Source organism: Alcaligenes sp., assembly GCF_050255915.1.
GTDB lineage: Bacteria > Pseudomonadota > Gammaproteobacteria > Burkholderiales > Burkholderiaceae_B > Alcaligenes > Alcaligenes aquatilis.
In genome coordinates this window covers 1-12,351 of the sequence record NZ_JBFWIQ010000001.1, presented here as the reverse complement: position 1 = coordinate 12,351, position 12,351 = coordinate 1, and the positions used below count along the sequence as shown (strand labels likewise).

9 protein-coding genes and 5 tRNA genes are annotated in these 12,351 nt (G+C 54.6%); 11 read left to right on the top strand and 3 right to left on the bottom strand.

From position 1 onward, the window contains the following. The first annotated feature begins 21 nt into the window (after nt 1–21). The gene (gene secF / locus AB7E06_RS00070) at nt 22–960 is read left to right on the top strand and encodes a protein translocase subunit SecF (RefSeq protein ID WP_108728069.1); all 939 of its coding nucleotides are present in this window, start codon (nt 22–24) and stop codon (nt 958–960) included. A gap of 589 nt (nt 961–1,549) precedes the next feature. Here secF and map read toward each other — a convergent pair. Together map and AB7E06_RS00060 are read right to left on the bottom strand one after the other, a co-directional pair. After that, on the bottom strand, nt 1,550–2,317 hold the full coding sequence (gene map, locus AB7E06_RS00065; protein ID WP_406611756.1) for a type I methionyl aminopeptidase: 768 nt from the start codon (nt 2,315–2,317) through the stop codon (nt 1,550–1,552). Beyond that, nucleotides 2,314–2,535 (bottom strand): ParD-like family protein, encoded by a 222-nt coding sequence (locus AB7E06_RS00060; RefSeq protein ID WP_094195682.1) that lies wholly within the window; start codon nt 2,533–2,535, stop codon nt 2,314–2,316. Before AB7E06_RS00060 ends, map begins: the two co-directional genes overlap by 4 nt. Before the next feature lie 263 nt (nt 2,536–2,798). On the opposite strand from AB7E06_RS00060, the gene miaB reads away from it, so the two are divergent. The 5 genes from miaB to lnt all read left to right on the top strand — a co-directional run bounded on the left by miaB (nt 2,799) and on the right by lnt (nt 8,305). Then, the gene (miaB, locus tag AB7E06_RS00055; protein WP_094195681.1) at nt 2,799–4,199 is read left to right on the top strand and encodes a tRNA (N6-isopentenyl adenosine(37)-C2)-methylthiotransferase MiaB; all 1,401 of its coding nucleotides are present in this window, start codon (nt 2,799–2,801) and stop codon (nt 4,197–4,199) included. 3 nt (nt 4,200–4,202) lie between these two features. Continuing rightward, complete coding sequence (locus AB7E06_RS00050) at nt 4,203–5,198, top strand: PhoH family protein (protein WP_125277061.1); 996 nt, start codon at nt 4,203–4,205, stop codon at nt 5,196–5,198. Then, nucleotides 5,191–5,667: an rRNA maturation RNase YbeY gene (ybeY, locus tag AB7E06_RS00045; RefSeq protein ID WP_427954624.1), complete on the top strand. Its 477-nt coding sequence runs from the start codon at nt 5,191–5,193 to the stop codon at nt 5,665–5,667. Before AB7E06_RS00050 ends, ybeY begins: the two co-directional genes overlap by 8 nt. A 147-nt stretch (nt 5,668–5,814) precedes the next feature. Then, nucleotides 5,815–6,696: an HlyC/CorC family transporter gene (locus AB7E06_RS00040; protein ID WP_094195678.1), complete on the top strand. Its 882-nt coding sequence runs from the start codon at nt 5,815–5,817 to the stop codon at nt 6,694–6,696. After that, the gene (gene lnt, locus AB7E06_RS00035; RefSeq protein WP_427954622.1) at nt 6,683–8,305 is read left to right on the top strand and encodes an apolipoprotein N-acyltransferase; all 1,623 of its coding nucleotides are present in this window, start codon (nt 6,683–6,685) and stop codon (nt 8,303–8,305) included. Before AB7E06_RS00040 ends, lnt begins: the two co-directional genes overlap by 14 nt. A gap of 57 nt (nt 8,306–8,362) precedes the next feature. Here lnt and AB7E06_RS00030 read toward each other — a convergent pair whose 3' ends face one another. Continuing rightward, entirely contained in the window at nt 8,363–11,191 is a 2,829-nt protein-coding gene (locus AB7E06_RS00030; RefSeq protein WP_094195676.1) for an EAL domain-containing protein, read from the bottom strand. Between the two features lie 541 nt (nt 11,192–11,732). Here AB7E06_RS00030 and AB7E06_RS00025 point away from each other — a divergent pair. The 5 genes from AB7E06_RS00025 (at nt 11,733) to AB7E06_RS00005 (ending at nt 12,310) form a co-directional block, all read left to right on the top strand. Then, nucleotides 11,733–11,808: transfer RNA gene (locus tag AB7E06_RS00025), tRNA-Ala, on the top strand. 24 nt (nt 11,809–11,832) lie between these two features. Further along, nucleotides 11,833–11,908, top strand: a tRNA-Glu gene (locus AB7E06_RS00020). 24 nt (nt 11,909–11,932) lie between these two features. Next, nucleotides 11,933–12,009: transfer RNA gene (locus AB7E06_RS00015), tRNA-Asp, on the top strand. A 124-nt stretch (nt 12,010–12,133) separates the two neighbouring features. Continuing rightward, nucleotides 12,134–12,209, top strand: a tRNA-Ala gene (locus AB7E06_RS00010). 25 nt (nt 12,210–12,234) lie between these two features. Next, nucleotides 12,235–12,310, top strand: a tRNA-Glu gene (locus tag AB7E06_RS00005). Nucleotides 12,311–12,351: the final 41 nt, after the last annotated feature.

The window sequence follows — 12,351 nt, the reverse complement described above, 5'->3', positions numbered from 1 at the left end:
CAACTACAGGCATAAAGCATCATGGAATTTTTTCGTATTCACCGCACTATCCCGTTCATGCGCCATGCTTTGGTGCTGAACCTGATCAGTTTTCTGACGTTTATCGCAGCGGTCGTTTTCATTATCTTGCGCGGCTTTCACCTGTCCATCGAATTTACCGGTGGTACGGTCATCGAAGTGCACTATCAGCAAACTGTACAGGTTGAGGATGTGCGCCGCTCGGTTCAGTCTTTGGGCTATACCGATTTTCAGGTGCAGAACTTTGGAACGTCGCAGGACATCATGATCCGCTTGCCCGTTCTGGACGGACAAGATTCGACCCAGCAAAGCGAACAAGTGCTCCAGGCCCTGAAGCAGCAACACTCAGATGTAGAGCTGCGCCGCGTGGAGTTCGTCGGCCCTCAGGTCGGGCAGGAGTTGTTAAATAACGGCTTGATGGCCCTGGCCTTTGTGGTTGCAGGCATCTTGCTGTACCTGGGTTTTCGCTTTGAGTGGAAGCTGGCTTTGGCATGTGCCCTTGCCAACTTGCACGACGTGGTCATCATTCTGGGCTTTTTCGCGTTCTTCCAATGGGAGTTCTCACTGTCAGTGCTGGCCGGTGTTCTGGCTGTCCTGGGTTACTCGGTGAACGAATCCGTTGTGGTGATGGACCGTATCCGTGAAAACTTCCGCAAGCAGCGCAAGATGTCGGTATCGGAGATTATTGACCTGTCCATTACCCAGAACATCTCGCGTACCATCATCACCCACGGTTCTACCCAGATGATGGTGCTGTCGATTTTCTTCTTCGGTGGCCCCACGCTGCACAACTTCTCGCTGGCGCTGACCATCGGTATCTGGTTTGGTATTTACTCCTCCGTGTTCGTGGCCGCCGCTATTTCCATGTGGCTGGGCGTGAAACGTGAGGACCTGGTCAAGCCAATCAAGAAAGACGAAGGCGGCGAGGTTGTAGAAGGTTAAGTTGCTTCTTTAGTCGTTGTTCAAGACTAGCCCGACATTGTTGTGATGTCGGGCTTTTTTGTTTCTGGAGCTGCTAGATTGCGGGTAATAGGGTGGCAGACGTTTGTTTTATTGAGGGCCGGAGCAGGTCGGCGGGCGAGTCAGGTTGTTCGCCGCGGGCGGAGGCTGGATGCGGGGTACAAGGGTCGTGCTGTTTGAGGAGCACGCTTGCGGTTTGTCCGGGGGACAAACCGCGCTCCGAGTTCACGACCCGCCCGCATCTGGCCTCTGACAAGGGGACCCATGCGTAGCACGGGCGAATAACCCGCCAAGCCGACCTGCTCCGGCCCTCAATAAAACAAAAAGGGGTTTACTGCTGCCACCCTATATTCGGAATACTTCGGCACGATGGCTATATAACAAGCGATATTGCGATGGCAATATGGCGGAACTTCACTACTGTAGCGATCACGACAATGTCTACAGAGAAGCTCATTTCCATCAGGCTGATAGAACTTGCCGCAGTCATTTTCAGATCACAAGCAGCAAGGATCGGATAAGGCACGACAAGCCGACGGTGTGGGGAACGAAATAAGCGCAGACGACTTAATTAATGCGGGATGGTTTCATCCGGCCGCAACGTCAATACGCGCACACCACTTTCCGTCACAGCCACCGTGTGTTCAAACTGTGCCGACAGCAAGCCATCGCACGTACGTACGGTCCAGCCATCTTTCCCGGTTTGCACCGCATGGCCGCCTTGATTCAGCATAGGTTCAATGGTGAACACCATGCCCTCTTTCAGTCTCAAGCCTGTCCGCGGTGTCCCCCAGTGCAGGACCTCGGGCGCTTCGTGCATTTCTCGCCCGATGCCATGCCCGCAGTAATCGCGCACAACGGAGTAGCCATTCTTGCGTGCGTACTGCGAGATGGCAAATCCTACATCGCCCAAAGTCGCACCGGGACGCACGGCTTGTATGCCCTTCCACATCGCCCTATAGCAGGCATCGACCAGTTTTTGCGCAGCAGGAGCAACCTGCCCCACCATGTAGGTTTTGCTGGAATCCGCAATAAAGTCGTTCTTCTCCAGGGTGATATCGAAGTTCACGATGTCTCCCTCTTTGAGCACATCCGCCGTGGACGGCATACCGTGGCACACCACCTGATTAGGCGAGGCATTCAGAACATAGGCATAACCGTACTGCCCTTTGCTGGCGGGCCGGGCTTGCAGATCTTCAACGATGTAGCTCTCGACCAGATCATTGATCTGCATGGTACTCATGCCAATCAGATCCAACTGATCCAGGTGCGTGAACACTTGAGCCAACAAACGACCTGACTCGGCCATCAAGGCAATTTCATCCGCCGTCTTGATCATGCTGACTCCATCTGATCCAGCGGCACAGCAGGCTCACCCAAACCGGCCGCCTTCATTTCACGAGCAACAATGTCGTTAAAGCTCAAGGTCGGATTCAGTTCGCACAGCAGTCCCATACGTATCCAGAAAGCGGCCTGCGCATTGATGGAGCGACATGAAACGGTGCTCGCTTTGCGTAACTGATCGTGCAGCTCGTCATCAATATTCACGATACCCATTTCTCAATTCCTATATGATTCATATACGAATCATATATTTCACAAAAACAGGACGCAAGCAAAACCTGGCCGAGAATCCTTATCCAACTCGATGCCCTGGCAAGGCTGCTTCCAGTTATCACCAGCCAAAGGGCGGCTTGTCTGCAACAAGTCCCACCACAGGAATCCCTGCTTGCTTGTGGCTCAAGCGAAGCTGGGCGTTATAATGCTCGATTCATCATTTTCAATGGCCCGCGGGATATACACCCGTCACGGCTCCTTCTATGACCGACACCACAATCTCTCCCCCCGCCAGCGCGGACGCTGCCACCAAGCCTGCCCGCAAGCTCTTCATCCGCACCTTTGGCTGTCAGATGAACGAGTACGACTCCGAAAAAATGGCCGACATCCTGAATCAGGATCGCCCTGTGGAGTTAACCACCAACCCCGAAGAAGCAGACATCATCCTGTTCAATACCTGTTCGGTGCGCGAGAAAGCGCAAGAAAAGGTGTTCTCGGATCTGGGCCGGGTTCAGCATCTGAAAGCGCTCAACCCTGATCTGGTGATTGGTGTGGGTGGCTGTGTCGCCAGTCAGGAAGGCGACACGATTATTCGCCGTGCTCCCTACGTGGACGTGGTGTTCGGGCCACAGACCTTGCACCGCCTGCCCGAGCTGATCGTCAAGCGACGCAACAGTGGCCGCTCGCAAGTGGACATCAGCTTTCCGGAAATCGAAAAATTCGATGCGCTGCCCCCAGCACGTGTGGAGGGATACTCGGCCTTTGTGTCCATCATGGAAGGTTGCAGCAAATACTGCAGCTTCTGCGTGGTGCCCTATACTCGTGGCCCCGAGGTCTCCCGCCCCTTTGACGACGTCCTGATGGAAGTGGCCGATCTGGCCGACCAGGGTGTGCGTGAAGTCACACTGCTGGGCCAGAATGTGAACGCCTACCGTGGCCCGACCGACGTCGCGGGCGAGATTGCCGACTTTGCCATGCTGCTGGAATACGTACACGAGATCCCCGGTATCGAGCGCATTCGTTACACCACCTCGCACCCCAAGGAAATGACCTCGCGCCTGATCGCCGCGCACGGCAACCTGCCCAAACTGGTGCCCTTCCTGCACTTGCCCGTACAGGCCGGCAGCGACCGTATTCTGGCTGCAATGAAACGCGGCTACACTTCGCTGGAGTTCAAATCCATCGTGCGCCGCCTGCGCGAAGCCCGCCCAGACATTGTCTTGTCCTCGGACTTTATCGTGGGCTTTCCCGGTGAGACTGAAGAAGATTTCCAGAAAACACTGAAGCTGATTCGCGATGTGAATTTCGACCAGTCTTTCTCTTTTGTATATTCCCGTCGCCCCGGTACGCCTGCCGCTGACCTGGAAGACACCACCACCAAAGAGGAAAAGCTGGACCGCCTGCATCGCTTGCAAGCGCAAATCAACGAGCAGGCACAGGCCATCAGCCAGGCCATGATTGGCAGCGTGCAACGCATTCTGGTCGAAGGCACCTCGCGCAAAGACGACTCGGAACTGAAAGGCCGTACCGAAAACAACCGCATCATCAACTTCCCCGGCGATACTCGCCTGATCGGACAAATTGTGGATGTGCATGTGACCCAAGTACTGACCAACACCCTGCGCGGAGAAATTGTGACCCATGACCGGGTTGCAGGAGCCTAATCGATGACTAGCCAACGCCGCCGCATGCCCACTGCCTTGCGTCTGGATGGAGACAATACCCATCTGGCCAATCTGTGTGGCCCTTTGGACGAAAACATCAAGCAAATTGCCATTGCCTACGGGGTCACCTTGCGTCGGCGTGGCAGCCATGTTTCGATTGAAGGCGAGCGCGCGGACGAAGCCGCCAAGGCCATTGACTGGTTCCATTCGCGTGCCGTACACCGTGCGCTGAATATCGACGATATTCAATTGGGCCTGGTCGAGCTGGGTGCCAGTCGTAGCCACGAAAAAGAGGACAAACCCGAGCCCCTGCCCGAGCTGCCCCCCGTAGGTCAGGAAGAAATTTCCCTGCGGACCGCCAAGCGCGACCTGCGTCCTCGCACACCCGGCCAACGCGAATACCTGCGCAATATTCTAAGCAACGACATCAACTTCGGCGTCGGTCCGGCCGGTACCGGAAAAACCTGGCTGGCAGTGGCCTGCGCCATTGATGCTCTGGAGCGCGAAGCCGTCCACCGTCTAGTGCTGACACGGCCCGCCGTAGAAGCCGGTGAGCGTCTGGGGTTTTTGCCCGGCGATCTGGCCCAAAAAGTAGACCCCTATCTGCGGCCACTGTACGACGCGCTCTACGACTTGATGGGTGTGGAAAAAGTACAGCGTCTGTTCGAGAAGCAAGTCATCGAGATCGCACCACTGGCCTATATGCGCGGCCGCACCCTGAACCACGCTTTTGTGATTCTGGACGAAGCCCAGAACACCACACCGGAACAAATGAAAATGTTCCTGACCCGCATCGGTTTTGGCAGCAAGGCCGTAATTACCGGCGACCCCACCCAGGTGGACTTGCCCAAAGGCCAGCGCAGTGGTTTGAATCACGCCGTCCAGGTACTGGAAAACGTGCAGGGTATTTCCTGCTCGCGTTTCAGCAGCCGCGATGTGGTGCGTCACCCCCTGGTGGCGCGAATTGTGGACGCCTACGAGCGAGCCGGTGATGCCTGATCTGTCCCTGAGCGTCCAGTACGCTGTTGATTGCCCCGAGCTAAGCCGCTCCCGTATCCGCCGCTGGATGCAGCGCACCATTGACATGGCCGTTGAACGCATCCACCCCGAGGATCGCTTCACCGCCCTGTGCGCCACTTTGCGCATTGTGGATACCGAAGAAGGCCAAAGCCTGAACCTCAGTTACCGGGAACGCGACTACGCCACCAATGTGCTGACTTTTGAATATGGTCAGGACGAAGACGGTGTGGTCAGCGGCGATATCGTGCTTTGCCTGCCAGTGCTGGAACGTGAAGCCCAGGAACAGCAGAAACCGTTTCTGCACCACGCAGCCCACCTGGTCGTGCACGGCTGTCTGCACTCCCTGGGCTACGACCACCTTGAAGAGGATGAGGCCAAAGACATGGAAGCACTGGAAACTGCAATCCTGGCCAGTTTTCACATCCCCAATCCCTATGAAGAGCGCTAGACCATCTGGGTACAGCGACTCGCGGTCAGCCATCAAAAAACAGCCCCAACACTGACCGTCCTGTGCGCATTCCGAATGATGACAGGTACATACCTTGTCATCGTTTTTCGGTTATGCTTAATTATTCCTTAACTCGTCCTTCGGACAATGTCAGACTCTGCTCCCGACCCCGAGCCCCGTCCTTCAAAGACCAGCTCAAGCAATCCCATCTCTCGCTTAAGTGCTTTTTTCAATCGGCGTCACGAACCCGAAGACCGAGAAGACCTTAAGTCTGTCTTGGTTGCGGCCCACGCCCGCAACGTTATCGACGACGAATCGCTGTCCATGATTGCCGGCACGTTGGACATGGCCAACAAAACCGTGGCCGATATCATGGTGCCACGATCCAAGATAGATATGCTGGACATCGCCAAACCGTTGACCGAGATGCTGCCCATCATTATTGAGACGGGACACAGTCGCTTTCCGATCTACGAGACAGAACGCGACAACATCATCGGTATTTTGCTGGCCAAGGACTTGCTGCTCTCGATTGCCAATCCCACGCTGGATTTGCGACCGCTGATCCGTCCTGCCGTATTTATCCCCGAGACCAAGCGCCTGAACGTCTTGCTGCACGAGTTCCGTGGCAGCCGCAACCATCTGGCCGTCGTGATTGACGAGCACGGCGGTACGGCAGGCCTGGTCACCATGGAAGACGTGCTGGAACAGATTGTGGGCGACATCGAAGATGAATACGATGAGGACGCCGAGCAGACTATCTTCCAGGCCGGCCCCGACAGTTGGCGTGTCATGGCACTGACTGAAATTCCCGATTTCAACGAAGCATTCCATACCAGGCTTCCTAACGACGACTTCGATACAGTCGGTGGTTGGCTGGCATCCGAATTAGGGCACATCCCTCGCCGGGGCGATGTGGCCCAACTCGATGGCATCAGCATCACCGTTGTACGCGCCGACGCCAAGCGAGCCTTATGGTTGCACGTTCAGCGAGCCACACCCGCCGAGCCCGATCTTGAACAAAGCTGATTCCAAACCCTTACCCCAGGCGCTAAGCGTCGCTTTATTGCTGGTCCTGGGGGGCTTGCACGCCCTGTCCTTCTCCATTGGCCCGCTGCCATCCTGGCTTCTGCCCTTCTACCAGATCACCTTGCTGGCTATCGCCTGCTCACAGATCATGGGCTCCAGGTCGGTGCGCCAAGCGTTTGGACGCAGCTACTTGTTTGGGCTTGGCCATTTTGGTGTAGGAATTTACTGGCTATACATCAGCATGCACCAATATGGTGGCATGCCTTCCTGGATGGCCGCTTTGGGTGTTCTATTGCTAGCCGCTGCCCTGGCCCTCTTTCCGGCCCTGGCTTCAGCGGTCTGGCAAAGATTGCGACCCAAGCACGATAGTGATTCCTGGTTACCACGATTGCTATTGTCCGCAGGCTGGGCAAGCTGTTGGGCACTCAGCGAATGGCTGCGCGGCAATTTACTCACTGGTTTTCCTTGGCTCAATATCGGCTACGCCCACGCGGAAGGGATGTTTACCGGCTGGGCACCCGTTGTGGGTGTATATGGTCTGGCCTGGTTGTCGGCTTTCAGTGCCGCTGTGATTGCACAATTTGCCGCGTCCAAAGACAAGAACCAAAGCCCGTCCAGCGCGATCGGCATTGGTATCGCCATGATTTTCGGCCTGATCGGCATCAGCCTGCCGCATATTGCCTGGGTCCAATCGCATGGCGCGCCCTTTATTGCCCGCCTGGTGCAAGGCAATGTCGACCAAAGCGCCAAGTTCGGCCCTGATATGAGCGAGGGCATAGAGCGTTACTACGAGCTGGCGAACTTGCCCGCCAAATCCCCCGAAGACGCTCCGCGACTGATCGTTCTACCTGAAACCGTCATCCCTATCTTGCAAAACCGCTTAGAGAGCAGCTTCTGGCTGCGCTGGACGGAACTGGCACAGCGACATCAAGCCAATCTGGTGCTGGGCGTCCCCATGGACCGTGGCACCGTCAACGGCAAGCTCAGCTATACCAATAGCGCTTTGCTGATCAGTCCCGAAACTCAACCCCAAGACATCATCAACAGCACGGCCAGCTACTACGACAAACATCATCTGGTGCCTTTTGGTGAATTCATCCCCACCGGCTTTCAATGGTTTGTGGACATGATGAACATCCCCCTGGGGGATTTCCATCGCGGCGCTTTACCTCAAGCCCCCTTCAAAATGGCAGAGGGCCGAGTGGCCCCCAACATCTGTTATGAAGACGTGTTTGGCGAAGAGATCATCCGGGCTGTCCAAGGCGGCCCTGATCAGGAAGGTGCCACTTTGCTGCTGAACATCAGCAATCTGGGTTGGTTCGGCGATTCCTGGGCTTTGAGCCAACATTTGCAAATCTCCCGCATGCGGGCTTTGGAAACTGGCCGCCCCATGCTACGTGCGACCAATACCGGCATGACAGCCGCCATTGATCCTTATGGCCGTATTCGCGCAGTCTTGCCACCGTTGACCCCAGGTGTGCTGGATGTGGAAGTACAAGGCACCACCGGCCTGACGCCCTATGTCAAGTACGGCAATTTTCCCTTTTTGATTTGGGCGGGTCTGATTTTGCTTGTTTTCGCCTGGCGGTCTCGCCGCCACCAACCTTAAGCGGCACACACGCCCTCGCAGGCGTTGCGACTTGCCACTGAGCATGAAACGCCTCTACTACTGCAAAGTCTGGGGGGCATTGGCGGTGATATTGAGTCGCCCCACGAACCCGCCTGCCTGCCTTTGGTTCCAGGCTTTACACCAGTCCACAAATTCATTGGCTGGGATAGGTGCGGAACACAAATAGCCCTGCATGAAGTCGCATCCCGCGCCGTTCAACAAATCCAACTGCTCTTGAGTGGTCACCCCTTCTGCCACGACATGCAAGCCCAGCTTTTGGGCCATGACGATCATGGCCTGGGTCAGTACCAGATCCTCGCTACTCAATGCCAGATTGCGGATATAGCACTGGTCGATTTTGAGCACATTGATAGAAAACCGCTTCAGGTGCGACAGAGACGAATATCCCGTACCAAAATCATCCAGCGCCACACTCATACCGTATTCACGCAAGAAGCTTAGTTGTTGCAAAGCCTGCCCTTGATCGTCCAACAGCAAGCGCTCGGTAATTTCTACCACCAGCGCATCGCCCGGGATACCTTCGGCTTGCAAATACTGCACCCATTCGCGCGCACAAGAGCCATTCAGTTTGAATTGTGCAGGCGATACATTCAAACTGACTCTGAAGGCAGGGTCCAACTCTTGTCGTAGCTGAACAGCGGCCTGAGCAGCCGTCTCAAACACCCACTCACCGATCAGGACAATCAGCCCGGAATCCTCGGAAAAGGGGATGAACTCTGACGGTGGCACCAAGCCCAGTTGCGGGTGCTCCCAGCGAATCAGGGCCTCGGCACGCGTGACACGCCCGGTACGCAAATCGACAATGGGTTGGTAATAAAGCTGAAACTGCTGCTCGCTCAAGGCGTTTTGCAAATCCTGGGAGAACCGAAGACGCGCCTCCACGGCTTCGCTCATGGCTGGCAAAAAGCGGCAGTATTGATTGCGGCCACACGCCTTGGCGGCGTACATGGCCATATCCGCATTTTTCAAAAGCTGCCCAGCATCGTCGCCATCCTCGGGAAACAGAGTAATGCCCACGCTGGCAGAGACGGATACCGAGTTATTGTCCAACTGAAACGGCTCCTCAATCGTATCCAGCAAACAGCGACAAGTACGTTCCACAATTGAAGTATCACTGATATCCGAGATGATGACAGTAAACTCGTCCCCGCCAATTCTGGCCACGGTATCCGTTACCCGCACGCAGCGCTGCAAGCGCTGCGCCACTTCCTGCAAAAGTACGTCGCCCTTTTCGTGCCCCAAGGAGTCGTTCACATCCTTGAAAAAATCCAGATCCATAAAGATGAGCGCAAAGGGCAAACCGGTGCGGCGGGAGCGTTCTCGAGCTTGCTGCAAACGATCCTGGAACATCTGACGGTTGGGCAAACCCGTCAAATGATCGTAATGCGCTTGCTTCCACATCTGCGCTTCACGCTTTTTATGACTGGTAATGTCGGTGAACAAGCCAATGTGGCGATACACCGTACCATCCGGATTCCAGGCGGTACTGATAGTCAAACGTTCGGCAAAGTCCTCACCATTCTTGCGACGATTCCAGATATCACCCTGCCACCGCCCCGTCTCTAAGATCTCGCGCCACATCTTGCGATAGAACTCGTTGTCCTGCCGTCCGGAATTCAAAATAGACAGGGTACGGCCACGAACTTCGTCCAGCTCATAGCCCGTAATGCGGCTGAAAGCCGGGTTGGCATCGACCACATGACCAAAACGATCCGTCACCACGATGGCTTCACAGGTGTTCTCATACACTACGGCGGCCAAGCGCCCTGTCACCTCATTGCGCACCCGAGTGGTGATGTCCTGCACCACCGCCACCACGGCCATACGTCCGTCCAGTTGGATGGGAATAGCACAAATCTCTACATCAATGGATTTGCCGTCATAGCGCAATGCCCGTGTTTCATAACGCAAACTGCTACCACCAGAACGCGAATCAGGCACTACTTGTGTCAGGGACGGGAATCGAGGTGACAAAAAAACTTGATCAACCGTGAACTCCTGACGCAATTGTGAACGGCTATAGCCCAATGTTTCAGCAAGCTTTTTATTGACGAAATCAAAGCGGCCATCGCGGGATATATAAACCCCCAATAAAGGGTTGTGACTCAAACTACGGTATATGGCGTTGAGCTGAGATAAATGACGTTGCTGAATAGAAAGCTGTGCATCCAGCTGTTGGATCTTCAAACCGCAGGCATTCAAAATTTGCGACAAATAGCGCGTTTCGCTGGTACCGGAACTGGTACTTTTGGCCCGATAATTACCATTCGTAAAGGCATGCCCTTGAGTCATCAACTGTCGCAAGGGATCGGCAGCCCAGGCACGCAACATGAAGTAAAACAGGCACAAAGCGACCAAATCCAGACTCAACATGAAAAACACGGTCCAGCGGTGCTGAGCCAGTGTGCTTTCGCGTGAGGCGTCAAAGGCATCCAGCAATTGCTGGGTATTATGGCGAAACAGGGAGTCTTCCGCATTCAGGCTGGCAGCCGGCAAGAGCACCTGTTCCGAGCTGACCGGAAAGTCCAGACGCATCAAACGCCGCTGCCATTCATTGGTCAGCTGTGACACCAGCCCCAGCAAGGGTTTGTCCAACGGCAGCAGCATGACGCCATCGACCATGCCCCCTTCTCTGAGCAGATGCACTACCCCCTGGAACTGTTGATCCACTTGACGCAAGCGAGCGGGGGTTGAACTGGACGGTACCGCCAAGGCGACGGAATAGCTGATATCCGAGAGCTGGCGCAAGAGACCGCTACTGGCTTGCAGACGCGTCTGTGCCTGATTCTGCTTGTAAATGACCGTAACCGTTGCCGAGATCAACAACAACCAGGCCAACAGCACCCAAATCAGCAAGGCACTCAAACTGATTCGTCTTTGTGCATCCACTGGAACTGGCAGAGGTGATGATATGCACTGCTTTGCTGACATAGCGCCATTAAATAAGAAAATGCAGGCTAAGAGATCGACCTACAAAACGTAATTATTGCAGGTGAAATGTTACTCAACGAAGCATAACATCATTAGATTACAGAGCAGCGAAAATTTCCTATAAACCCTTCATTTATGCGCCTAAGGAGCGGCTTAATGTTCCTTTGAAGGAACAAAAAAGCGATGCTAATACAGGAAATCATTTTCTTTTATTAGCCCATAAATGAAATACTACGACACAAATAGGCACAAAATTTTGTAACAAATAAAAAGATACAAGAACCTCCCAGGACTAGGCCCCCCCCCTGTCCCCCCTCCCCCGGCTGGGACATCATTTTCTGCCCCCCCTCAAACCGCTTCATCTAAAGTTTTTTCACTTTATTTTGTTTTTTTTCTTCAAAAGACTTGCACAAAGGCAAAAACATCTTCATAATCTCAATTCTTCGTTGGTGGTCAACACAAAGAACACCGAAATGGGGGTATAGCTCAGCTGGGAGAGCGCTTGCATGGCATGCAAGAGGTCAGCGGTTCGATCCCGCTTACCTCCACCAAAACGAAGATTAGCTGTAAGTCCTGTCCCCTTCGTCTAGAGGCCTAGGACACCACCCTTTCACGGTGGGTACAGGGGTTCGAATCCCCTAGGGGACGCCAAAGCTTTTGCTTGGCAACCGCTGCGGAGCGGTAGTTCAGTTGGTTAGAATACCGGCCTGTCACGCCGGGGGTCGCGGGTTCGAGTCCCGTCCGCTCCGCCAAAAGATTTTAAAAATCAGTCTTGTACTGGTTTTAGCAGTTTGAAGTGGCAAGCCTCGTCAAGCCTGACACTTATTTCGATACTTGGGTGTTTTGACACAGTCAAAATACAAAGTAAAGAAAATTGGGGGTATAGCTCAGCTGGGAGAGCGCTTGCATGGCATGCAAGAGGTCAGCGGTTCGATCCCGCTTACCTCCACCAAAACGACGATTAAGTTGTAAGTCCTGTCCCCTTCGTCTAGAGGCCTAGGACACCACCCTTTCACGGTGGGTACAGGGGTTCGAATCCCCTAGGGGACGCCAAAGCTTTTGCTTGGCAACCGCTGCGGAGCGGTAGTTCAGTT

What these genes read in the sequence shown, in the direction of transcription:
- secF (WP_108728069.1), top strand. Translation starts at nt 22, where the DNA reads ATGGAATTTTTTCGTATTCACCGCACTATCCCGTTCATGCGCCATGCT.
- map (WP_406611756.1), bottom strand. Translation starts at nt 2,317, where the DNA reads ATGATCAAGACGGCGGATGAAATTGCCTTGATGGCCGAGTCAGGTCGT.
- AB7E06_RS00060 (WP_094195682.1), bottom strand. Translation starts at nt 2,535, where the DNA reads ATGGGTATCGTGAATATTGATGACGAGCTGCACGATCAGTTACGCAAA.
- miaB (WP_094195681.1), top strand. Translation starts at nt 2,799, where the DNA reads ATGACCGACACCACAATCTCTCCCCCCGCCAGCGCGGACGCTGCCACC.
- AB7E06_RS00050 (WP_125277061.1), top strand. Translation starts at nt 4,203, where the DNA reads ATGACTAGCCAACGCCGCCGCATGCCCACTGCCTTGCGTCTGGATGGA.
- ybeY (WP_427954624.1), top strand. Translation starts at nt 5,191, where the DNA reads ATGCCTGATCTGTCCCTGAGCGTCCAGTACGCTGTTGATTGCCCCGAG.
- AB7E06_RS00040 (WP_094195678.1), top strand. Translation starts at nt 5,815, where the DNA reads ATGTCAGACTCTGCTCCCGACCCCGAGCCCCGTCCTTCAAAGACCAGC.